The following is a 22540-nucleotide window of genomic DNA, read 5'->3' on the forward strand; positions in this document are numbered from 1 at the left end:
GGCGCCCGAAAGGACGAGGCTCTAGAACAGCCCCTCGATCTGGCCGTGCGCGTCGAGATGGATGCGCTCCGCCGCCGGCTCGCGCGGCAGGCCGGGCATGGTCATGATGTCCCCGCAGATGGCGACGACGAAGCCGGCGCCGGCCGAGAGCCTGAGCTCGCGCACCGGCACGGTGTGGCCCGAGGGCGCGCCGCGCAGCGTCGGGTCGGCGGAAAAGGAGTATTGCGTCTTGGCGACGCAGATCGGCAGGTGGCCATAGCCGGCCGTCTCGAGCTCGGCGAAGCGGGCGCTCACCTTGGCGTCGGTCGAGATGCCGCTCGCGCCGTAGATCTCGCGCGCGACCGTCTCGAGCTTCTGGCGCAGCGGCATCGCGTCCGGATAGAGCGGCATGAAATCGGCCTCGCCGCTGTCGGTCAGCGCCGCGACTTTGGCGGACAGCTCGGCGGTGCCCGCCCCGCCTTCGGCCCAGTGCCGGCAGATCACCGCCTCGACGCCGAGATGGTTGCGGCAGAAATTCTGGATCAGCGCATGTTCGGCGGCTGTGTCGCTGCTGAAATGGTTGATCGCGACGATCGCCGGCACGCCGAACTTTCTGATGTTCTCGACATGGCGGGCGAGGTTTGACAGGCCCGTCTCCAGCGCCTTGAGGTTCTCGCTGCCGAGCATGTCGCGGGCGACGCCGCCATGCATCTTGAGCGCGCGCACGGTCGCGACCACCACCGCGACATCCGGCTTCAGCCCCGCCTTGCGGCATTTGATGTCGAAGAACTTCTCGGCGCCCAGATCAGCGCCGAAGCCGGCCTCGGTCACGACATAGTCGGCGAGCTTGAGCGCCGCGCGCGTCGCGATCACCGAATTGCAGCCATGGGCGATATTGGCGAAGGGCCCGCCATGGACGAAGGCGGGCGTTCCCTCCAGCGTCTGCACCAGGTTCGGCATCAGCGCATCGCGCAGCAGCACCGTCATCGCGCCCTGGGCGTTGAGCTCGGCCGCCGTGACCGGGCGCTTGCTGCGGGTGCGGCCGATCACGATGCGTCCCAGCCGCTCCTCCAGATCGGCGAGGTCGCTGGCGAGGCAGAAGATCGCCATCACCTCGGAGGCGACGGTGATGTCGAAGCCGTCCTCACGCGGGAAGCCGTTCGCCGGCCCGCCGAGCGAGGAGACGATCGAACGCAGCGCCCTGTCGTTCATGTCGACCGCGCGGCGCCAGGCGACATGGCGCTCGTCGAGATCGAGCCCGTTGCCCCAGTAGACATGATTGTCGAGCATCGCCGCCAGCAGGTTGTGCGCGCTGGTGATGGCGTGGAAATCGCCGGTGAAATGCAGGTTGATCTGCTCCATCGGCACGACCTGGGCATAGCCGCCGCCGGCCGCCCCGCCCTTCTGGCCGAAGCAGGGGCCGAGCGAGGGCTCGCGCAGCGCGATCATCGTGCGCTTGCCGAGGCGCCGCAGCCCGTCGCCGAGCCCGACCGTGGTCGTGGTCTTGCCCTCGCCCGCCGGCGTCGGGCTGATCGCGGTGACGAGGATGAGCTTGCCGTCCGGCCGTCCGGCGAAATCCGGGATCGCGCTGGTGTCGACCTTGGCGATGTGCTTGCCGTAGGGGTGCAGCGCCGCGTCCGGGATGCCGGCCTCTTCGGCGACGGTGCCGATGGCCTTCAGCGTCGCCGCACGGGCGATCTCGATATCGGTCGACATACCGTCCCCTCGCAGCCTGGTCGGAACGCCCGTGTCGGCCGATTCCGCGCGGGCGCGACTATTGCCGAAAAGCCGCGGCCATCGCCAGCGCCCGGGGACATGGACGCCATCTGCCAACAGGAGAAATCGCCGCCCCTGGGCCATCGCCGCGGGTGCGACCGGCGGCATCGCGCCGGATGCGGGAGGGGCGTCGCTCGCAGATGCGGCGTCAGGCCGACCTGCGCCTGCCCCGCGCGGCGCGGGCCCTGCGGGCCATCTGCTCGAACTCGCCCCGCAACTCCTCGAGCTTGTCCTCGTCGAGCTCTTCCAGATCGAGCAGTTCCTCGCGCGCGCCCTCGACCTTGTTGATCAGCTCATCGAGCTTGATCTGCATCGCCGCCGTGTCGCGGTTCTGGCTGTTCTGGATGATGAACACCATCAGGAAGGTGACGATCGTCGTCGAGGTGTTGATCACCAACTGCCAGGTGTCGTTGAAGCCGAAGAACGGGCCCGAGGCCGCCCAGACGACGATCACTGAGAATGCGACGAAGAAGGCCTGCGGCTTGCCGGCCCATTGCGCCGTCGCATGCGACAGGCGGGTGAAGAAGGAGCGCTGCTCGCTCCGGTTCAATGGCAGTGACATGGCCGCCCTCGGGGTTGATCGCACAGATCAACCCCGCGCGACGGCGCGCGTTCCCGCGCGGCAGTTCCGTCAGTAGACCACGACCGAGCGGATCGACTTGCCCTCGTGCATCAGGTCGAAGCCGTGGTTGATCTCGTCGAGCGACAGCTTGTGGGTGATCAGGTCGTCGATGTTGATCTTCCCCTCCATGTACCAGTCGACGATCTTCGGCACGTCGGTGCGCCCCCTCGCCCCGCCGAAGGCGGTGCCCTTCCAGACCCGGCCGGTGACCAGCTGGAACGGCCGTGTCGCGATCTCCTTACCCGCTTCGGCCACGCCGATGATGATCGATTCACCCCAGCCGCGATGGCAGCATTCCAGCGCCTGGCGCATCACGTTGACGTTGCCGGTGGCGTCGAAGGAGAAGTCGGCGCCGCCGCCGGTCAGGTCGACGATCGCCTGCACCACCTTGTCGTTGCCGATCTCGCTCGGGTTGATGAAATCGGTCATGCCGAACTTCTGCGCCATGGCGCGCTTGGCCGGGTTGATGTCGACGCCGATGATCTTGTCGGCGCCGACCATGCGTGCGCCCTGGATGACGTTGAGGCCGATGCCGCCGAGCCCGAAGACGACGACGTTCGCGCCGGGCCAGACCTTGGCGGTGTAGATCACCGCGCCGATGCCGGTGGTGACGCCGCAGCCGATATAGCAGATCTTGTCGAAGGGAGCGTCCTCGCGGACCTTGGCCAGCGCGATCTCCGGCAGCACGGTGAAGTTCGCGAAGGTCGAGCAGCCCATGTAGTGGAAGACCTCGTCGCCATCGCAGGAGAAGCGCGAGGTGCCGTCCGGCATCAGGCCCTGCCCCTGTGTGGCACGGATCGCGGTGCAGAGATTGGTCCGGCGCGACAGGCAGCTTTTGCAGCTGCGGCATTCCGGCGTGTAGAGCGGGATGACGTGGTCGCCGGGCTTCAGCGTGGTGACGCCGGGGCCGACCTCGCGCACGATGCCGGCGCCCTCATGGCCGAGGATCGCCGGGAACTTGCCCTCGGAATCCATCCCGGACAGCGTATAGGCGTCGGTATGGCAGATCCCCGTCGCCATCACCTCGACCAGCACCTCGCCGGCCTTCGGCCCGCCGATCTCGATGGTCTCGATGGTCAGCGGCTTGCCGGCCTCCCAGGCGACGGCGGCGCGTGTCTTCATGGTCTGTCCTCCTTCATGACTGTCCTGCGCCTATTTCAGATAGGTCCGCAATGTCCGGATGATGCCGTCGATCTCCGCGTCGAGACCGGGACCGGCCGCCTCGCCGCGCCCTGCCGGCGCGCCGGTTGCCTGCGCCTGTCCGAACGTCTCGCGCAGATGGCTTTCCAGCACCTCCGCCATCAATCCGCTCGTCGCGCCGCGGAGCGCGGCGATCTGCTGCAGCAGCGCGCTGCAGTCCACGCCGGCCTCGACCGCGCGCTCCAGCGCCTCCGCCTGCCCCCTGATGCGGCGCAGGCGTGCGATGGCGCGCTTCTTCTCGTCCGGGCTATGCGGCATGGCCTGTCCTTCCGCACGACTATGATACCCGGGGGGAGTATGTCAACGGGCGATGACGGCCAATGGAACCAGCCGGAGGCGGCCGGCCCGCCGGGCCTGCGCCAAAGAAAAGGCCGCGCGAGCGGGGCTCGCGCGGCTTCTTCGTAGGTGGGACCGGCTGGTCAGTACTTGCGCACGACCGGCGCCGGCGCGTAGGTCACCGGGCGCTCGACCGGGCCGCAGCAATCGGGATCGCCGAAATTCCAGCGCATGCCGATGCGGAAATCGTGGCTGTCGATGTCCTTGACCTTCAGCGGCGAGTAGGTCTCGTTCAGGAAGGCGTTGCGGATGCGGCCCGAATGGGCGTCGCCCAGATTGAGGTAGCGGTAGCCGACTTCGAGCGTGAGGTTCTTGTTCACCTCGTAGCCGACGCCGGCCATCAACGCCCAGGCCATGCCGGACTTGTCGCCGTCTCCGGCGGTGCCGAGCGTGCCGGCGCCGGTGAACTGCAGGCCCTGATCGGTCAGGCCGCTGATCCGGTTGGTGGCATAGCCGATACCGGCGCCGATATAGGGCGTCAGGCAGTTCCATGTGCCGAGATCGACATAGGCGTTGAACAGGGCGACGATCGAGGACAGGTTGCCCTTGTAGGTATTGGTCTGGTTGCCGCCGATGAACGGGTTGAACACCACGTCCGTGGCGCCCACCGTCGCGCCGCCGCGATATTCCAGCGTACCGTCGACGCGGAACCAGTTGTTGAAGCGATAGCCGATACCAGCGCCGGCGAAATAGGAATTGGACCGGTCTTCCTTGGTGACGAAGCTGCCGCCGAACTGGCTCACTTCCGCCTGGCTGTAATCGCCGTAATTCGTCACCCCGACACCGATGTCGCCGCGCAGATAGACGCCGGAGCTGATCGTGCCGCGCAGTTCCGGCGGCGGGGGAGCAGGCGGCGGGGCAACCGGAAAGTCTGCGGCCCGGGCCATGGCGGTCGCGCTCACGGCCATGGCGCCGGCGAGCGCGAGAGTTTTCAGGCTGCCCATGGCAGATCCCTTCGAGTTTGCGCGCAGCTGGACTCGAGCGCGCGCGAGTTACCGATGGGAAAACCCTGCCATGGATTTCTTAAATGAGGCTTAACCCTAAAAACTAACCCTACCGCGCCCTGAACGACTGTTCTGCCGCGTCCGATGAAGGCGCCCGCGCGGCGTAGAAGCGGCAGGTCGATGCCACGGCGACGGCCGGCCGTCATCGCGACGACGTTGCGGCAACACCCGGGCCGAGAGCGCCGGCGCGAGAGCCGGTCCTCGTCAGGCCGCGGCTCGCGTCACCGCCTCGACCACCCCGTCCACGGCACGCATGACGAGGTCGCGGTCGTCGCCCTCGGCCATGACGCGGATCACCGGCTCGGTCCCGGACGGGCGGATCACCAGCCGTCCCCCCTCGCCGAGCAGCTGCTCGGCCGCCTTGATCGCGCTGACCACCGGCTTCTCCTCCAGCGGGCGCCCCTGCTTGTAGCGGACGTTCTTGAGAATCTGCGGCAGCGGATCGAAACAGTGACAGACCTCGGAGACCGGGCGCTCCTGGCGCTTGACCACGGCCAGCAATTGCAGCGCCGCGACGAGGCCGTCGCCGGTAGTCGCGTAGTCGGAGAGGATGATGTGCCCGGATTGCTCGCCGCCGAGATTGAAGCCGTGCGCGCGCATATGCTCCAGCACGTAGCGGTCGCCCACCGCCGTGCGGGCGAGCGACAAGCCGAGCCCGGCCAGATAGCGCTCCAGGCCGAGATTGGACATCACGGTCGCCACGATGCCCGGCGCGGCCAGGCGCCCGTCCTCCTGCCAGCTGCGGGCGATCACCGCCATGAGCTGGTCGCCGTCGACGACCTGGCCGTGCTCGTCGATGATGAGGACGCGGTCGGCGTCGCCGTCGAGCGCGATGCCGAGATCGGCGCGCAGCTCGCGCACCTTGTTGGACAAGGCCTCGGGCCTGGTCGAGCCGACATCCTTGTTGATGTTGAAGCCGTCGGGCTCGTCGCCGATCGTGATGACCTCGGCACCGAGCTCCCAGAGCGCCTCGGGCGCCACCTTGTAGGCCGCGCCATTGGCACAATCGACGACGATGCGCAGCCCGTCGAGGCTCAGGTTCCGCGGCAAGGTGCGCTTGGCGAATTCGATGTAGCGGGCATGGGCGCTCTCGATGCGCTTGGCGCGGCCGAGCATGGCCGCGGGCGCGAGCTGCCTGCCGAGATCGGAATCGATCAGCCGCGTGATCTCGCTTTCGACCTCGTCGTTGAGCTTGTAGCCGTCCGGGCCGAACAGCTTGATGCCGTTGTCTTCATAGGGGTTGTGCGAGGCCGAGATCATCACGCCGAGATCGGCCCGCATCGACCGGGTCAGCATCGCCACCGCCGGGGTCGGCATCGGGCCCAGCAGCAGCACGTCCATGCCGACCGAGGTGAAGCCGGCGACCAGCGCGTTCTCGATCATGTAGCCGGAGAGGCGCGTGTCCTTGCCGATCACCACGCGATGGCGGTGCTCGCCGCGGCGGAAGGCGATGCCCGTGGCCTGGCCGACGCGGAGCGCGAGATCGGGCGTGATCACGCCGTTGGCGCGCCCGCGAATGCCGTCGGTGCCGAAATATTTGCGAGTCATGGGGTCTTCCTCGGAGCCTCGTCCGATCCGTTGCTTTTCAGCTCATACAGGCAGTTCGCCTGCTCAGCTTCTCACAAATTGTGTCGAACCGTATCCGTCAAGCGCCGCGTGGCGGGCGCGAGGCGAATTGCGGGGATCGGCCAAGAGAAAGGGCGGCCCGGAGGCCGCCCTGCTGTGGCGAATGGCCATGTCGGCCAAAGGTCAGGCCTGCGGCTGCGGCTCCAGCCCGGCATCCGGCTCGCCGCGCTTGCGGCCCTTGCCGGCGCTCGGCACGGCCGAGCCGCGCGGCGCATGCGGCGTGTCGTCGGCATCGCGCGACGGACGCTTGCCGGCGATCAGGTCGCGGATCTCGTCACCGGTCAGCGTCTCGTATTCGAGCAGCGCCTCGGCGATCTGCACGAACTCGTCGTGATGCTTGGTGATGATCTCCTTGGCGTCGACATAGCCCTGATGGACCAGCCGGCGCACCTCGCTGTCGATCTTCTGCGCCGTCGCCTCGGACAGGTTCTGCTGCCGGCCCATCGACATGCCGAGGAAGACCTCTTCCTGGTTGTCGCCATAGGCGACCAGGCCGAGCTCGTCCGAATAGCCCATCTGGGTGACCATGGCGCGCGCCATCTTGGTCGCCTGCTGGATGTCGCCGGTGGCGCCGGAGGTGATGTTCTCCTTGCCGAAGGTGAGCTCCTCCGCCACGCGCCCGCCCATGGCGACCGCGAGCTGCGAGGTGAACTCCTTGTACTTCATCGAGTAGCGGTCGCCCTCGGGCAGGAACTTGACCATGCCGAGCGCGCGGCCGCGCGGGATGATCGTCGCCTTGTGCACCGGCACGCCGGCCGGGACATAGAGGCCGACGACGGCATGACCCGCCTCGTGATAGGCGGTCAGCTTCTTCTCCTCCTCGGACATCGCCATCGATTTGCGCTCGGCGCCCATCATGACCTTGTCCTTGGCGTCCTCGAACTCGAGATGCGTCACCATGCGCTTGCCGCGGCGGGCGGCGAGCAGGGCGGCCTCGTTGACGAGGTTCATCAGGTCGGCGCCGGAGAAGCCGGGCGTGCCGCGGGCGAGGATCTTGAGGTCGACATCCGGGGCGAGCGGCACCTTGCGCACATGCACGCGCAGGATCTTCTCGCGGCCGGCGACATCCGGATTCGGCACGACGATCTGGCGGTCGAAGCGGCCGGGGCGCAGCAGCGCCGGGTCGAGCACGTCGGGCCGGTTGGTCGCGGCGATGATGATCACGCCCTCGTTCGGCTCGAAGCCGTCCATCTCGACCAGCAGCTGGTTCAGCGTCTGCTCGCGCTCGTCATTGCCGCCGCCGAGCCCGGCGCCGCGATGGCGGCCGACCGCGTCGATCTCGTCGATGAAGATGATGCAGGGCGCGTTCTTCTTGGCCTGCTCGAACATGTCGCGCACGCGGCTGGCGCCGACGCCGACGAACATTTCGACGAAGTCCGAGCCGGAGATGGTGAAGAACGGCACGTTCGCCTCGCCGGCGACGGCGCGCGCGGTCAGGGTCTTGCCCGTGCCCGGAGGGCCGACCAGCAGCACGCCGCGCGGGATGCGGCCGCCCAGGCGCTGGAATTTCTGCGGATCGCGCAGGAACTCGACGATCTCCTGCAGATCCTCCTTCGCCTCGTCGATGCCGGCGACGTCCTCGAAGGTGACGCGGCCATGCGCCTCGGTGAGGAGCTTCGCCTTCGACTTGCCGAAGCCCATCGCCCGGCCGGCGCCGTTCTGCATCTGGCGGGACATGAAGATCCACAGGCCGATGAAGATCACGAAGGGCAGCGAATTGACCAGCAGCGCCATGAACCAGGGCGTGCCTTCGGACGGCGCGCGGGCCGAGACCTGCACGCCCTTCTGCGCCAGCGTCCTGACGAGCTGCGGATCGTTGTACGGCGCATAGGCGACGAAGCTTCGCCCGTCCGTGAAGGTGCCGGAAATCTCCGGCCCCGCCACCACGACGTTGGCGATGCGGCCGGCCTCGGATTCGTTGATGAGCTGGCTGTAGGGGATCTCGTTGGTGCTGGCGCGCTGGCTCGGGCTCTGGAACAAGGTGACCAGCGCCAGGACAAGCAGGAAGATCACCACCCAGAGGGCGAAATTGCGGAAATTCGGATTCATCAGGGTTCCGATCCGCTCGCCGGCGGAATTGCCGCGCGAGCCTGAGGTTTTCACTGCCTAATCTAGGGCCGCCGAGCCCCCTTGCCAAGGGAAGCTTGGCCCTTCTTCGGGTTATGCCGTCGCAGGGCGCACGCCTCGTCGTCGCTCGCCTTCGCGCCTCAGCGTCAGCATTCCGTCTCCGGCCAGCGACAGCCGGAAGCCTCCGAGCGTGCGCCGCAGCGCCCTGCCCTCGCATGCGGCGCCGATCAGGCCGAGGGCGCAGTCCTCGAGCCGCGCCAGCCGCAACGGCGCGCCCGCCTCCGCCTCGCTGTCCTGCGCCGCGGCGAGCGCCAGCGCGAGGGCGCGAATGACGATCTCCTCGGGCTCGCGGCAGAGCCGCGCGAAATCGAACCAGCGTTCCCCGGCCTCTCCGCCCGCGGCGAGCGTCGCCAGTGCGCGGGCCGCCTGCGCATCGAGAGCTTCGTCGGCGCGCGCCAGCCGGCGGGAGAGCCGGCCGAGGCGCTCGGCGGTCAGCCCCTGCTCCGCCAGGCCCGGCAGCATCCTGCGCCAGCGCACCCGGGCGAAGCGCGGATCCTCGTTCGACGGATCGCGCAGGAAGGCCAGCCCGCGAGCCTCGCAGGTCGCCACGAGCCGGCTCTTGGGAACGCCGAGCAGCGGCCGGGAGAGCACGAGCCCGTGCAGCACGGCGCGCGGCGCCATGCCCGCGAGCCCGGTCAGGCCGGAGCCGGCGGCCATGCGCATCAGCACGGTCTCGGCCTGGTCGTCGAGGGTATGGGCGGTGACGATCGCGCTGGCGCCGCAGGCCCTCGCCTCCTCCGCCAGCAGGGCATAGCGCGCCGCGCGCGCCTTCTCCTGGATCCCGGCCTCGGGCCGTTCCCCCCGCCAGCGCCTGATGCCATGGGCGACGCCGAGCCCGGCGCACAGGCGGCCGACGGCGAGCGCCTCCGCCGCCGCCTCGGGGCGCAGGCCGTGATCGATGGTGACGGCCCGGAGCGTCGGGCCGGCGCCACGGCCGGTCCATTCCGCCAGAAGCGCGAGGAGAGCGACGGAATCCGGCCCGCCGGAGACGGCGACGATCAGCCCCTGTTCGCCGGCGAGCGGCTGGAACAGGTCGGCTGCGTCCGCCGCGCTCAGCGGCCCGGACCCGGTCGTGCCTGTGTCGCCCGCCGTCAAGCGCAGCGAGCGCGCCGCTGCTCGCGCTCGACGCTCTGGCGCACCGCATTGGAGGCGCCGGGATAGTCGACGCCGACCTTGGCGAAGGTGGCGCAGGCCTGGTCGCGGGCGCCGAGCCCGTTCAGCGACATGCCGAGCTTGAGCAGGCTGTCGGGGCCCTTCCCGGCCCTGGGGTAATCGCGCGAGATCTTCAGGAACTGCTCGGCGGCCTCGCGATAGCGCTGGCGCTGGAAATAGCTCTCGCCGAGCCAGAAGGTCGCGTCCGCCGCCAGCCGGTCGCGCGGATAATTCTGCAGGAACTCGCGGAAACCCATCTCGGCCCGCTCGTATTCCTTGCGCAGGACATGGGCGTAGGCGAGGTCGTAGAGCTGGCGCGGGCTGGCCGCCTGCCCGGTCGCCGCGACGCTGGGGCCGCGCGGCGCGGCCTGCGGCAGCGCGCCTTCCGGAACGGGACGGCCGACGCTGGACAGGTCCATCGGGCCCTGCCCCGGCGTCGGGCTGCCGGCATAATCGTCCTCGATCACCTGGCCGAGCTGGCGCGGCGCGCCGGCGGCGCCGGGCTGTCCGGCCGGGTCGAAGGCGTCGCCACGGCGTTGGCGGCCGGGCTGGGCCGGCGGAGCCCCGGCCGGAGGGGCCGCCTGCGGCGCCGGTGCCGCGCTGCCGCGCGAGCCGCCGCGCTCGGAGAAGCGGAAATCGACATCCTCCTGGAACTTGCGCAATTGCTCGGTCAGGCGCCGGTTCTCGAACTGCAGCTGCTCGATCTGGCCGGAAAGCTGGCGCAGCTGGTTCTCGAGACGGGTCGTCCGCACCAGGAGATCGGCCGCGTCCTGCGCCCTCGCCGGCTGCAGCGCGCCGACGGCCAGCAAGGACAGGCCCGCAAGCAAGGCATGCCGCAGCGAGGGCCGCTTCGGGCCCGACCTCAGAAGTGTCGCAAAGCTCATGTCAGGCAAACCGCATCGCCCCGGGAAACCAAACTAACACACGCGAATACCGCGGCCAAAATATGAAAGGCCGGCGCTTCCCCCGCGGTAAGCGCCGGCCCGTCAGGCCTGGATCGGCGCCGGGATCAGACGCCGCCGGCGCCGTCGAGCACCGTCACGGCGCGCCGGTTCTGCGACCAGCACGAGATGTCGTTGCAGACCGCGACCGGCCGCTCCTTGCCGTAGGAGATCGTGCGGATGCGGTTGCCCGCGATGCCGCGCGAGGCGAGATAATCCCGCACGGTCTGCGCGCGGCGCGCGCCCAGCGAATAATTGTACTCGCGCGTGCCACGCTCGTCGGCGTGGCCCTCAATGGTGAAGGTGTAGCGCGGATAGCGCTGCAGCCATTGCGACTGCTTGTCGAGCGTCGCGACCGCGGTCGGCGTCAGATCGGTCGAGTCGGTCTCGAAGAAGACGCGGTCGCCGACGTTCACGACGAAATCCTGGGCGCTGCCGGGCGTGGCCGCGCCACCGGCGCCGAAGCCGTCGGCGTTCTGGTCCTTGGCGCAGGCGCCGAGGGCGAGCGCGCCCATCAGGACGGCGGCGAGGCGCACATTGCGGGCGCTGGCGGCGAAGGAGGCGAGCATGTCAATTCTCTCCGGACGTTCGGACGCGGAGCGCGTCGGGCGGCGTCGCGCGTTCCCCATCAATGATGTGTCAACCTAAACGAGACCTTGCCAGAACAAGGCGAAGTGGCGGCATTGCGGCACATGGTTAACCAAATATGGCCGGAAGTCCGGCGGTTCCGGGATGTTGCAACTCTGCATCATCCGGGCCTCAGCGCGCCGCGGTGAGCAGCGGCGACCAGGTCGGATCCGAGGCGAAGGCCGGGGTGGGCACCGGCACCTCGACGCGGCCGGTGATGTCGACCATGTAGAGCTTGCCGCCGGACTGGCCGCCCGGATCCCGGAAGAACATGATGTACTGGCCGTTGGGCGCCCAGTTCGGCGCCTCGTTGTGGAAGCCCTCGGTCAGGATGCGCTCGCCCGAGCCGTCCGGCTTCATCACGCCGATCGAGAAGGTGCCGCCGCCCTGGCGGGTGAAGGCGATCAGATCGCCGCGCGGCGACCAGGAGGGCTGCGAATACGAGCCCTGGCCGAACGAGATGCGCCGGCCTTCGCCGCCGCCGGCGCCCATGACGTAGAGCTGCTGCGAGCCGCCGCGATCGCTCTCGAAGACGATCTGCGAGCCGTCCGGCGAATAGGAGGGCGAGGTGTCGATCGCCGCCGTCGAGGTCAGCCGCGTCGTGGTGCGCGAGCCGATGTCGATCGCGTAGAGATTGGCGTTGCCGCCCTGCTGCAGGCTGAGCGCGATGCGCGCGCCGTTGGGCGAGAAGCGCGGGCTCGTGGTCATGTCGGGGAAATTGCCGACGACCTGGCGCTGGCCGGTCTCGATGTTGAGCACATGCACGCGCGGCTGCTCGCCGGTGCGCTGCGCCATATAGGTCACCTCCTGGGCGACCGGCGAGTAGCGCGGCGTCACCACGGAGGTCTCGCCGCCGGTCAGATAGCGCACATTGGCGCCGTCCTGGTCCATGATCGCGAGGCGCTTGCGCCGGCTCTCCTTCGAGCCGGATTCGTCGACGAAGACGACGCGCGTGTCGAAGAAGCCGCCGACGCCGGTGATCTTGGTGAACACCGCGTCCGAGATGATGTGGCCGACCCGGCGGGAGTTGTTCGGGTCGGTGAAATATTGCTGCCCGTCGATCTGCTGGCCGGCGACCACGTCCCAGAGCCGGAACTCGGCCCGGAGCCTGCCGCCGTCGCGGGAGACGCGGCCGATCACCAGCGCCTGCACCCCGGCCGCCTTCCAGGCCTCGAATTGCGGCGCGGCGTCGAAGGGCGGGTTCTTCTCGGGATGGCGCGCCTTGTCGATCGGCAGGAAATAGCCGCAGCGCTTCAGGTTGTTGGTGATGATGCCGGAAACCAGCCCGCCGCCTTCGCCGGCGAAATCGGCGATGGCGATCGGCATCGGCTGGAAGGTGCCCTTGCGCAGGTCGATCACCAGCTCGGCCCGGGCCGGCGCGATCAGCGCGGGCAGGACCAGGCCGGAGCCGGCCAGCGCGAGCGCGTGCCGGCGGGTCGGCCCGGCGGCGCTCCCGGCCCAGCGGGAATGGGAATGATGGATGCGGTCCATGGCGGTCACAGCACGTCCCTGGCGTCGAAATTCACGATGACGTCGCGCCAATCGTCGTAATAGGCGGCAAATTGCGCGGGAATGCGCAGCGGCGAGCAACGGCGCGTCGCCGTCAGCGCCGAATCCGCCGCGACCCGGAAGAGCGGGTCGGGCGAGGAATTGGTCACGCTCGCCTGGCCGATCAGCGAGCCGTCGGTGTTGAGCTTCATCCGGACCTGGGGAACCACCGGCTTCGCGGCGCTCTGCAGCGCGATCGGCACGTTCCAGCACTTCTGCAGCTGGTCCTGGATGATGCCCATCAGCTGCGCGCGCAGCGAGGGCGAGAGCTTCTGCGACGAGCCGGTCTGGGTGCCGAGCGAGGCCGTGCGGTTGATCTGAGGGGCGCTCGCGCCCGAGGACTGCGCCTGCTCCTTCGATTGCAGCAGCTTGGCGATGTCGTTCGGGTTGAAGTTCTTGGCGATCTCGGCCTCGCGCCTGGCCTTGGCTTCCGCTTCCCGCTTCGCCTTGGCCTCGGCGGCGAGCTTCGCCTTCTGCTCGGCCTCCGCCTTCGCCTTGGCTTCCGCTTCGGCCCTGAGCTTGGCGGCCTTCGCCGCCTCGGCCCGCGCCTGCGCCTCGGCCTCGGCCTTCGCCTTGGCGGCGGCCTTGGCCTCCTGCTCGGCCTGCTTGGCCTTGCGTTCGAGCTCGGCCTCCTCGGCGAGCTTCGCCAGCTCCTCGCGGCGCTGCTCCGCCTCCTGGGCCGCGGCCTGCTCCGATTTCTGCGGCTGCTTCACCGGCTCTGCCGGCGGAGTCGGCTTCGGCAGGTTGGGCCGCGCCGGCGGCAGCGGCGCCGCGACGTTGTCGTCGGCGGTCTTGAGCTCGGGCGGCCTGGAGGGCGGCGCCGGGGTGTCCTGCCTGGCCTCGCCCGCTTCCTTGCGCTCGACGACCTCGGACTGACGCTCCGCCCGCTGCTGCGGCTGCTCCTGGACCTTCTCGGCCTGGCGCTCGCCGCGCGTCACCTGGTTCAGCGCCGACGGATCGACCACCTCGACCGCGATCGCCTCCTGGTGCTCCGGCAGCGGCGCCGTACCGGAAAAGGCCAGCAGCCCCGCGACCAGAACGGTCGCGTGGCCCAGGGCGGAGACCGCCAAGCCCGGTTCGGAACGCGAAACCATCAACGCGACGGCACCTTCTCGTTCACCGCGTCTGCGGCTCGGTGACCAGCGCCACGCGCTTGAAGCCGGCGCTGGTGATCGTCGCCATCACCGAGGCGACCCGGCCGTAGTCCACCTGCTTGTGGCCGCGCACATAGATGCGGTCCTCGAAGCCCTGCTTCGCGATGGCCTGCAGCTTCTGCACCAGGTCGGGCTCGAGCGTCGGCTGGTCCTGCAGGAAGATCTGGCCCTTGTCGTCGATGGCGATGGTGATCGGCTTCTGATCGACGTTGATCGGCTTGGCGCCGGTCTGCGGCAGGTCGATCGGCACGCCGGTCGCGATCAGCGGCGCGGCGACCATGAAGATGATCAGCAACACCAGCATGACGTCGATGAACGGCGTCATGTTGATCTCGGCGATGGCGCCGTGGCGGCGTGGCCGCCGTCCGCGGCGCCCGCCGCCCTTCGCTCCGGCTGCGGCTGACATGCCCATCGTTCAAGCCCTCACGCCGCCAGACGTTCGTCGATCTGCCGCGACAGGATCGCGGAGAATTCGTCGGCGAAGGCCTCGAGCCGGTTCTGCGCCTTGGCGACCTCGGCCTGCAGCTTGTTGTAGGCCATCAGCGCCGGGATCGCGGCGAACAGGCCGATCGCGGTGGCGAACAGCGCCTCCGCGATGCCGGGCGCGACCACGGCGAGCGAAGAGTTCTTCGAGACCGCGATCGCGGTGAACGAGGTCATGATGCCCCAGACCGTGCCGAACAGGCCGATGAAGGGCGCGGACGAGGCGATGGTCGAGAGCACGAGAAGCTTCGATTCGAGACGTTCCGCCTCGCGCTGGATGGTGACGTCGAGCACCTTGTCGATCCGCGCCGACAGGCTCGCCACCGAGCGTCCGCCGTTCTCGAAGGAGCGCTTCCATTCGCGCATCGCCGCGACGAAGACGGCGGCCATGTCGTTGACCGGCCGGTTGGCGAGCTCGCGATAGAGCTCCTCCAGCGAGCGGCCCGACCAGAACACCTCCTCGAACGCATCCATGTCCTGGCGCGTGCGGCGATAGAGCAGGGTCTTGTCGATGATGATCGACCAGCACCAGATCGACGCGGCCAGCAACCCCATCATCACCAGCTTGACGACGATGTGGGCGTGCCAGAACAGCGTCCAGAACGACATGTCGATCTGAGGCGCGGCCTGCGCGATCTCCACGGCGGGGTTCATCCTGTCTTCCTTCTGCCTGGCCGGCGCGACATCGATGCTCGGCCCGCGCAGCCTGTTCTTCGCGCCGCGAAGCTCGCGCCGCCGCCCGATCTGCGCTCCGGGGATATGCCATCGACACCAATTGCCGCTGAATTCGGCGAAAGATGGGCCAAACAGCGATGCTCCGGTTGCGTCGACGGCCTTTCGTCCCCTGAAGTCGGTATCGAGCTTAAGCGCCGGCATGGTTAACATCGCGTTATGACGGCGGTGAGGCCGGAACGCGCCATGGCCGGACATCGCGCCGGGCTCCGCATCCACCGCAACCTGGCAGCGCGAACGACCCACGAACGCCAACGGCCCGCCTCCGTGAGGAGGCGGGCCGCCGACGGTCTACGGCTCTGAAGGGGCGGATCAGGCGCTTTCGACAGTATCCGTGCCGCCGTTGCGACGGCGCTCGTTCATGAACTGGTCGAACTCGGCCTTGTCACGGGCCATGCGCAGCCGGCCGAGGAAGTCGTGGAACTCGCGCTGCTCGTCCTCGAGACGGCGCAGCGTCTCCTCGCGATACTCGTCGAAGGCGCGGTTGCCGCTCGACGGCCCGCGGCCCCAGCCGCCGCCGAAGCCACCCCGGCCCCAGGGCTGGGAGCCGCCCATGCGCTCGCGCAGGCGCTCCATCTTGTCCTGCAGGCGGTTCATCCGGTGCTCGTAACGCGCCTGACCACAACCATGTCCCATGCGTCCACTCCAGAACAGAAAGACCAGGGTCGCCAGACCCAGCGGCCAGAAGATGATGAAGCCGAGCACCGCAAAGGCGAGCCAGGCCCCTTTTCCGTATTCATCGAGCTTCGCGACGATCGGCATCGATTCCTCTCGAACCTGAATGGCAGCGGCGGATGCAGCTGCCGGCCAACCTCCCGACCGGCCTTCGCCGACCGTGTGAATGTAAATCACATTCACATATCTGGCCCCGCTTGCCAAGCCCTTCAAGACCGCCAAGCCGAAATTTTCGGAAGGCGGTCAGGCCGGCGGCTCTGGCGGAAGACCCAAGCCCTTGAGATAGATCAACATTCCAGCTTCGAGCAGATCGGCGGCAGACATCGGAAGAGGGCGCCGGCCGGCATCGGCGCGGCCGAAAAGGGCGGCCACGCCATGCGACATCGCCCAGATGTGCAGCGCCATCATCAGCGCCGGCGGGCGCTTGCCCTGCGGCAGCCCCGCGATCAGCGTCTCCGCCGCCTGCCGCAATTGCAGGAAGGCACGGTCGGCCGCGGCCCGCAATTCGGGGCTGGCATCGAGCGCCACCCCGGCCTCGAACATCGCCGAATAGAACGCCGGCTCGTCATGCGCGAAGGCGAGGTAGGCGCGGCCCAGCCGGTGGAAAGCCGTCTCGGCATCGGGTCTGCCATTGTCCCAGGCCCTGGCGAGCGCCGCCTCGAAGGCCGCGAAACCGCGCGCTGCGACATCGGCGAGCAGTTCGTCGCGGTCGCGATAATGCCGGTAGGGCGCCGCCGGGCTCACCCCCGCCATGCGCGCCGCCTCGGCGAAGGTGAAGCCGTTCGGCCCCTTCTCGCCGATCAGCCCCAGGGCGGCGCGCACCAGCGCCTCCTTGAGGTTGCCGTGATGATAGCCGCGCGGCTGCTCGGACTCGTTGCGTTTCCAGCTCATGTTACGGGGCCTAACATGGCGCTCCGCCAGCGTCGATGCCAGCGGGCATCCGGCAGGTCAGACGATCTCGAGCCCGAGCCGGTGCCGCAGCAAGTCGGGGATGCGCCGCGCCTTGCCGCCGCCGACGCAGGCGACCTTGACCTGCGCCGTCACCAGCACCTCCTCGCCGCGCAGGATGCGCTGGTCGAGCTCCATGGTGGCGCCGCGCGCCAGGGTCGGCCTGGTCTCGACCGTGAGCAGATCGTCCATCACCGCCGGCCTGACGAAATCGATCAGCATGCGCCGCACCGCGAAGCCGAGCGCCGCCTCGCCGTCGAAGAGCTCGCGCTGCGCGATGCCGAGCGCCCGGATCAGTTCGGTGCGGCCGCGCTCCATGAAGCGCAGATAGGAGGCGTGATAGACGACGCCGGAAAAGTCGGTGTCCTCGTAATAGACGCGGACTGGGATGGTGTGGGCGCCGGCCATGGTCGTCCTTCAGCTCGGGCATTGAAGCGCTGTGATGGCGCCGGCGTTCTAGACCGGCGGACTGCCCCCGGACAACTCGCCGGCCGCTCAGCGCTTGCAGGGCTTGCCCATGAACGAGCCGCAATCATAGGGCTGCGAGAGCGCCGCGCGGACGGAATAATCCTTGCCTTCGAACTGGTCGACGATGTCGTCGATGCGCCAGCCGCCGTTCTCCCTGATCATCTGGAAACGGACAGTGACCGGCTTGCCGAAGCTGCGGAAGCGGGCCTCGACCGTCGCCTTGCCCGCCGCGACCGGAATCGTGCCGAGGGTGAGTTTCCTGATCTCGCCGTCCTGGCCGTTGAGGAAAGGGTCGGCCCCGATCTGGCCCAGCTCGCCGCTTTCCTCCTGATAGAGGTCGTCGCGCGCGAACAGCGCGGCGAGCTCCCGGCTCATCAGCCTGTCACGATGCGGCGGGCGCCAGGCCGGCTCGCCCTTGCCGGCAAGAGCCCTGATGGTGATCGCATAAGCGTCGGCGACCGGGCCGCGCGGCGCAGCGTCGTCGGCCCGGGCCGGCATGGTCGATGCAGCGACAAGCCCGCTGAGGCCGAGCACCGGAGCAAGCGCCTTGCGCATCACGCCTCCTCCCCCTCGTCGCCGAACAGGCCGAACTGCGCCCCCTCGCGGCTCGGCTCCGGCATGCCGAGATGGCGGAAGGCGTGCGGGGTCAGAAGACGGCCGCGCGGCGTGCGCTGGATGAAACCCTGCTGCAGCAGGAAGGGCTCGATGATCTCCTCGATCGCGTCGCGCGGCTCCGACAGCGAGGCGGCGATGGTCTCGATCCCGACCGGGCCGCCGCCGAAATTGATCGCGACGGTGGTGAGATAGCGCCGGTCCATCTGGTCGAGGCCGATCGCGTCGACGTCGAGCAGGCCGAGCGCCTTGTCGGCGACCTTGCGGGTGACGATCGCGTCCCCGTCGACAATGGCGAAATCGCGCACCCGCCTGAGCAGCCGCCCGGCGATGCGGGGCGTCCCGCGCGAGCGCCGCGCGATCTCGTTGGCGCCGTCGTCCGACATCGGCACGCCGAGCACCCGAGCCCCACGCGCGACGATGCCCTGCAGCTCCTCGACCGTGTAGAACTGCAGGCGGATCGGGATGCCGAAGCGGTCGCGCAGTGGTGTCGTCAGGAGGCCGGCGCGGGTGGTGGCGCCGACCAGAGTGAACTTCGGCAGGTCGATCTTGACCGAGCGCGCCGCCGGCCCCTCGCCGATGATCAGGTCGAGCTGGTAGTCCTCCATCGCCGGGTAGAGGATCTCCTCCACCGCCGGATTGAGCCGGTGGATCTCGTCGATGAAGAGCACGTCGCGCTCCTCGAGATTGGTCAGCTGCGCCGCGAGGTCGCCGGCCTTGGCGATCACCGGCCCCGAGGTCGAGCGGAAATTGACGCCGAGCTCGCGCGCCACGATCTGCGCCAGCGTCGTCTTGCCGAGGCCCGGCGGGCCGACGAACAGGACATGGTCGAGCGCGTCGCCGCGCGTGCGGGCGGCGTTGATGAAGACCTGGAGGTTGGCGCGCGCGGCCGCCTGGCCGGTGAAATCGGCGAGCGAGAGCGGCCGCAGCGAGGCCTCGCTGTCGTCGTCGCGCTTGTCGGCCGACATCAGGCCGGGTCGCTTCGGGTCGCTCACAATTCGATCTCCAGCTCCAGCGCGTCATGCACCGGAATGCCCTGGTAGCCTGTCTTGATGATCGTCGGGATCACCGAGCGATAGGCGTCGATCGCCTCGATATACAGCCCGGAGAAGCGGAAGCCATGCTTCTGGTAGAAGGTCAGCCCGGGCATGTTGTCATTGGTCAGCATCGCCCGCAGCCTGACGGCGCCCGCGGCCCTCGCCGCCCCCTTCACCGCTTCGAGCATTCGCGACGCCACGCCCTCGCCCGGCTTCAGCGAATGCAGCGCGCACAGCACCGCCGTCTCGCCGTCGAGCGCCCAGCTCGCCGCCGCCAGCAACTGGCCGTCGGCCGTGAACATGCCGAGCAGGGGCAGCTCGGCGCAATCATACACCCTGAGGCCGATCATCATGCGATGCGAGCCCCAATGCCGCATCATCAGAGCAAGGAAGCCGGATTTGTCGGCGATCTCGCGGAAGATCACCGGCGGTTCCCTGCTCACTTCGCCAGCTCCTTCAGGCCGAGCCGGATCAGCTGCGCCGTGCCGGCTCCCTCGCCTGCTCCGCGCGATGCTGCGGCGACCGCCGCCACCGCCTGCGCCTGCGGATAGCCGAGATTGGTCAGCGCCGATACGGCGTCCGCCACCGGCTGCGGCAGCTTCCTGTCCTCGAGCGCGCCGGAAAGCTGCGCCAGCGCCGGGTCGACATGGCCGAAGGCCGGCGCCTTGTCCTTGAGCTCGGCGCAGATGCGCTGGGCGAGCTTGGGGCCGACGCCGGGCGCGCGCGCCACCGCCGCCTTGTCGTTGCTCGCGATCGCGGTCGCGAGCGCGCCGGGATCGAGCGTCGAGAGGATGGCGAGCGCGACCTTGGCGCCGACGCCCTGAACCATCTGCATCAGCCGGAACCAGTCGCGCTCCGCATCGGAGAGGAAGCCGTAGAGCCGGATCGCATCCTCGCGCACATGCGTCTCGATCGACAGCGCCGCCGCCTCGCCGACCTTCGGCAGGCGCTGCAGCGTGCGCGAGGAACATTGCACGACATAGCCGACGCCCTGCACGTCGACGATGACGTGGTCCTCGCCATACGAATCGATGATGCCCTTGAGCTTTCCGATCATGCCTCCTGTTAGCATGGCCGCAGCCCGCCGCCAGACCGGATCGAACGCGCCGGACCCGCATTCTCCACCGGCGTCTGCCGATCGCGACTATGCCTTCCGCAGCTGATACTGCGCCAGCAGCGCCCGCGCGCCGCGATGCTGCGCATGGCAGATCGCGACGGCGAGCGCGTCCGCCGCGTCGGCGCTGCGCGTCTCGGCCCTGGGCAGCAGGACGCGGATCATCGCCTGCACCTGTTTCTTGTCGGCATGGCCGACGCCGACGACGGTCTTCTTCACCAGATTGGCGGCGTATTCGGCGACGTCGAGCCCCGCCAGCGCCGGCACGACCAGCGCGATGCCGCGCGCCTGGCCGAGCTTCAGCGCCGATTGCGGGTCCCGGTTGACGAAGGTCTCCTCGACCGCGACCTCCTGCGGCTGATGCCGCGAGATCACGCCGGCGATGCCTTCGTGCAATTGCCGCAGGCGATCGGCCAGCGACTGCTTCTCGTCGCTCTCGACCACGCCGCAGGCGACGAAGGAGAGCTTCGTCCCCTCGCTGACGACGACGCCCCAGCCGGTCTTCCTGAGACCGGGGTCGAGGCCGAGAATGCGAATCGGATCGGACATCGGCGCAGACTAGATGATTCCCCTGCCAGGGATGGATGAACGACGCTCATCGCTGTCATCACCGCGACGGGGGTTGATTGGCGGGCGCCTTGCGTGAAGGAAAGAAAATCCTTCCCCGGCCGCTCCGATGACCGCTCTCCTGACCTCGCTTTTTCCCGATGTGACGGCGGACGGCATCGCCGTCCTCCTCGGCGCGACGCTGCTCGGCGGGCTGGTCCGCGGCTTCACCGGCTTCGGCTTCGCCATGGTGTTCATGCCGCTGGCCTCGATCGTGCTCGGCCCGGTCGCCGCGCTCGGGCTGATCTGGGTGATCGACCTGCCCTTCGCCCTGCCGCTGGCGGCGCGCTCGGCGAAGCGGGCGGAGTGGCGCGAGGTCATCCCGCTGCTGATCGCCGCGACACTGACGCTGCCGCTCGGCATCGCCTTGCTCACCTGGCTGGACCGAGAGACCATGCGCTGGATCCTCGCCCTGCTGGTGCTCGCCGCCGTGCTGCTGATGGCCTCGGGCTGGCGCTATCACGGGCGCCCCGGCGTCACGCTCTCGCTCGGCGTCGGCGCGGCCTCCGGCCTCTGCAACGGCCTCGCCAGCATCGGCGGCATGCCCCTCGCCGTGTTCTGGCTCGGCGCCCAGCGCAACGACCGCCACAAGACCCGCGCCAATCTGCAGACCTATTTCGGGCTGAGCACCGTGGTGAGCGGCACGGTGCTGGCGCTGAAGGGCATCATCACCCTCGCCTCGGCGCTGATGGCGCTGCCGCTCTTCGCCGTCTACGGCGCCGGTCTCTGGCTCGGCACCCACGCCTTCGGCCTGGCGTCCGAGCAGACCTTCCGGCGGATCGCCTATCTGACGATCTTCCTGAGCGCGCTCGTCAGCCTGCCGTTCTGGGATGCGCTGATCGGGCGGTAGCGACGGCCGTCATGCTCGGGCTTGACCCGAGCATCTCGTGACGAGGAATTACCGGAGTTTTCATCCGGCAGGAGATTCTCGGGTCAAGCCCGAGAATGACGGAGGATTTCAGCCGCCGAGCTTGGCCATCACCTCGTCGGCGATCTCGAAATTGGCGAAGACGTTCTGGACGTCGTCGTCATTGTCGAGCGCTTCCATCAGCTTCATCATCGAGGCGGCCTTGTCCTCGTCGAGCGGCGTCGTGGTGGTCGGCCGCCAGACCGGCTTGGCCGAGGCCGGCGCGCCGAGCGCGGCCTCGAGCGCCTTCGAGACCTCGTTCAGGGCGTCGAAGGCGCACAGGATGGTGTGGCCGTTCTCGTCCGAGATCACGTCGTCGGCGCCGGCCTCGATCGCCGCTTCCATCACCTTGTCGGCATCGCCCGCTTCCGGCGGATAGCTGATCTCGCCGACGCGGTTGAACATGAAGGACACCGAATTGCTCTCGCCGAGCGCCCCGCCGGACTTGGTGAAATAGGAGCGGACGGCGGACGCGGTGCGGTTGCGGTTGTCGGTCAGCGCCTCGACGATCACGGCGGTGCCGCCGGGGCCGTAGCCCTCGTAGCGCACCTCGTCGTAGTTCTCGCCGTCGCCGCCGATCGCCTTCTTGATCGCGCGCTCGATATTGTCCTTCGGCATGTTCTCGGCGCGCGCCGCCAGCACGGCCATGCGCAGGCGCGGATTCATGTTCGGGTCGGGCATGCCCATCTTGGCGGCGACGGTGATCTCACGGGCCAGTTTCGAGAACAGCTTGGAGCGCACCGCATCCTGCTTGCCCTTGCGGTGCATGATGTTCTTGAACTGTGAATGGCCGGCCATACGCCCAAATCTCCGCTGCTTCTGCGCCGCGCGGCTTATACTCAGCCGGCTCGCCGCGAGGCAAGCGC

At 68.8% G+C, this 22540-nt stretch carries 24 protein-coding genes; 1 reads left to right on the top strand and 23 read right to left on the bottom strand.

Features of this window, described 5'->3' with window-relative positions; translation table 11 throughout:
• Positions 1 to 21 precede the first annotated feature (21 nt).
• The 22 genes from CS1GBM4_RS15485 to ruvC form a co-directional block, all read right to left on the bottom strand.
• Entirely contained in the window at positions 22 to 1695 is a 1674-nt protein-coding gene (locus CS1GBM4_RS15485) for a formate--tetrahydrofolate ligase (RefSeq protein ID WP_186419617.1), read from the bottom strand.
• A 208-nt stretch (positions 1696 to 1903) separates the two neighbouring features.
• Positions 1904 to 2317: a low affinity iron permease family protein gene (locus tag CS1GBM4_RS15490; protein WP_186419618.1), complete on the bottom strand. Its 414-nt coding sequence runs from the start codon at positions 2315 to 2317 to the stop codon at positions 1904 to 1906.
• A 69-nt stretch (positions 2318 to 2386) separates the two neighbouring features.
• Entirely contained in the window at positions 2387 to 3499 is a 1113-nt protein-coding gene (locus tag CS1GBM4_RS15495) for an S-(hydroxymethyl)glutathione dehydrogenase/class III alcohol dehydrogenase (protein WP_186419619.1), read from the bottom strand.
• 30 nt (positions 3500 to 3529) lie between these two features.
• On the bottom strand, positions 3530 to 3835 hold the full coding sequence (locus CS1GBM4_RS15500) for a metal-sensing transcriptional repressor (protein ID WP_186419620.1): 306 nt from the start codon (positions 3833 to 3835) through the stop codon (positions 3530 to 3532).
• Positions 3836 to 3996: 161 nt separating this feature from the next.
• Positions 3997 to 4857 (bottom strand): outer membrane beta-barrel protein, encoded by an 861-nt coding sequence (locus CS1GBM4_RS15505; protein ID WP_186419621.1) that lies wholly within the window; start codon positions 4855 to 4857, stop codon positions 3997 to 3999.
• Between the two features lie 264 nt (positions 4858 to 5121).
• Complete coding sequence (glmM, locus tag CS1GBM4_RS15510; protein WP_186419622.1) at positions 5122 to 6465, bottom strand: phosphoglucosamine mutase; 1344 nt, start codon at positions 6463 to 6465, stop codon at positions 5122 to 5124.
• 201 nt (positions 6466 to 6666) lie between these two features.
• Positions 6667 to 8592, bottom strand: coding sequence for an ATP-dependent zinc metalloprotease FtsH (gene ftsH / locus CS1GBM4_RS15515; protein ID WP_186419623.1), 1926 nt, complete (start codon positions 8590 to 8592; stop codon positions 6667 to 6669).
• 111 nt (positions 8593 to 8703) lie between these two features.
• The gene (gene tilS / locus CS1GBM4_RS15520) at positions 8704 to 9765 is read right to left on the bottom strand and encodes a tRNA lysidine(34) synthetase TilS (RefSeq protein ID WP_186419624.1); all 1062 of its coding nucleotides are present in this window, start codon (positions 9763 to 9765) and stop codon (positions 8704 to 8706) included.
• Positions 9762 to 10706 carry a tol-pal system protein YbgF gene (gene ybgF / locus CS1GBM4_RS15525; RefSeq protein ID WP_186419625.1) on the bottom strand — a complete coding sequence of 315 codons (945 nt, stop codon included), beginning with the start codon at positions 10704 to 10706 and terminating at the stop codon, positions 9762 to 9764. Before ybgF ends, tilS begins: the two co-directional genes overlap by 4 nt.
• 125 nt (positions 10707 to 10831) lie before the next feature.
• Positions 10832 to 11332, bottom strand: coding sequence for a peptidoglycan-associated lipoprotein Pal (gene pal / locus CS1GBM4_RS15530; RefSeq protein WP_186419626.1), 501 nt, complete (start codon positions 11330 to 11332; stop codon positions 10832 to 10834).
• A gap of 190 nt (positions 11333 to 11522) precedes the next feature.
• Positions 11523 to 12881 carry a Tol-Pal system beta propeller repeat protein TolB gene (gene tolB / locus CS1GBM4_RS15535; RefSeq protein ID WP_186419815.1) on the bottom strand — a complete coding sequence of 453 codons (1359 nt, stop codon included), beginning with the start codon at positions 12879 to 12881 and terminating at the stop codon, positions 11523 to 11525.
• Positions 12882 to 12886: 5 nt separating this feature from the next.
• Entirely contained in the window at positions 12887 to 14008 is a 1122-nt protein-coding gene (tolA, locus tag CS1GBM4_RS15540; RefSeq protein WP_186419627.1) for a cell envelope integrity protein TolA, read from the bottom strand.
• A gap of 46 nt (positions 14009 to 14054) precedes the next feature.
• Entirely contained in the window at positions 14055 to 14504 is a 450-nt protein-coding gene (gene tolR, locus CS1GBM4_RS15545) for a protein TolR (RefSeq protein WP_186419628.1), read from the bottom strand.
• Between the two features lie 11 nt (positions 14505 to 14515).
• Entirely contained in the window at positions 14516 to 15229 is a 714-nt protein-coding gene (gene tolQ / locus CS1GBM4_RS15550; RefSeq protein WP_186419629.1) for a protein TolQ, read from the bottom strand.
• 390 nt (positions 15230 to 15619) lie between these two features.
• The gene (locus tag CS1GBM4_RS15555; RefSeq protein WP_348522328.1) at positions 15620 to 16204 is read right to left on the bottom strand and encodes a DUF2852 domain-containing protein; all 585 of its coding nucleotides are present in this window, start codon (positions 16202 to 16204) and stop codon (positions 15620 to 15622) included.
• Between the two features lie 21 nt (positions 16205 to 16225).
• Complete coding sequence (locus CS1GBM4_RS15560; RefSeq protein WP_186419630.1) at positions 16226 to 16873, bottom strand: TetR/AcrR family transcriptional regulator; 648 nt, start codon at positions 16871 to 16873, stop codon at positions 16226 to 16228.
• A gap of 57 nt (positions 16874 to 16930) precedes the next feature.
• Complete coding sequence (ybgC, locus tag CS1GBM4_RS15565; protein WP_280177724.1) at positions 16931 to 17338, bottom strand: tol-pal system-associated acyl-CoA thioesterase; 408 nt, start codon at positions 17336 to 17338, stop codon at positions 16931 to 16933.
• Positions 17339 to 17425: 87 nt separating this feature from the next.
• Complete coding sequence (locus tag CS1GBM4_RS15570) at positions 17426 to 17953, bottom strand: DUF3828 domain-containing protein (protein WP_186419631.1); 528 nt, start codon at positions 17951 to 17953, stop codon at positions 17426 to 17428.
• Complete coding sequence (gene ruvB, locus CS1GBM4_RS15575; RefSeq protein ID WP_186419818.1) at positions 17953 to 18978, bottom strand: Holliday junction branch migration DNA helicase RuvB; 1026 nt, start codon at positions 18976 to 18978, stop codon at positions 17953 to 17955. Before ruvB ends, CS1GBM4_RS15570 begins: the two co-directional genes overlap by 1 nt.
• Positions 18979 to 19001: 23 nt before the next feature.
• Positions 19002 to 19490 carry a hypothetical protein gene (locus tag CS1GBM4_RS15580; RefSeq protein ID WP_186419632.1) on the bottom strand — a complete coding sequence of 163 codons (489 nt, stop codon included), beginning with the start codon at positions 19488 to 19490 and terminating at the stop codon, positions 19002 to 19004.
• On the bottom strand, positions 19487 to 20104 hold the full coding sequence (gene ruvA / locus CS1GBM4_RS15585) for a Holliday junction branch migration protein RuvA (protein ID WP_186419633.1): 618 nt from the start codon (positions 20102 to 20104) through the stop codon (positions 19487 to 19489). The genes CS1GBM4_RS15580 and ruvA overlap by 4 nt, the downstream gene beginning before the upstream one ends.
• A gap of 87 nt (positions 20105 to 20191) precedes the next feature.
• Positions 20192 to 20710 carry a crossover junction endodeoxyribonuclease RuvC gene (gene ruvC / locus CS1GBM4_RS15590; RefSeq protein WP_186419634.1) on the bottom strand — a complete coding sequence of 173 codons (519 nt, stop codon included), beginning with the start codon at positions 20708 to 20710 and terminating at the stop codon, positions 20192 to 20194.
• A 127-nt stretch (positions 20711 to 20837) separates the two neighbouring features.
• Here ruvC and CS1GBM4_RS15595 point away from each other — a divergent pair, with 127 nt between their 5' ends.
• Positions 20838 to 21617 (top strand): sulfite exporter TauE/SafE family protein, encoded by a 780-nt coding sequence (locus CS1GBM4_RS15595; RefSeq protein WP_186419635.1) that lies wholly within the window; start codon positions 20838 to 20840, stop codon positions 21615 to 21617.
• Positions 21618 to 21725: 108 nt separating this feature from the next.
• Here CS1GBM4_RS15595 and CS1GBM4_RS15600 read toward each other — a convergent pair whose 3' ends face one another.
• Positions 21726 to 22472 (bottom strand): YebC/PmpR family DNA-binding transcriptional regulator, encoded by a 747-nt coding sequence (locus tag CS1GBM4_RS15600; protein ID WP_186419636.1) that lies wholly within the window; start codon positions 22470 to 22472, stop codon positions 21726 to 21728.
• Between the last annotated feature and the right edge of the window lie 68 nt (positions 22473 to 22540).

The organism is Allobosea sp. CS1GBMeth4 (assembly GCF_900185715.1).
Taxonomy (GTDB): domain Bacteria; phylum Pseudomonadota; class Alphaproteobacteria; order Rhizobiales; family Beijerinckiaceae; genus Allobosea.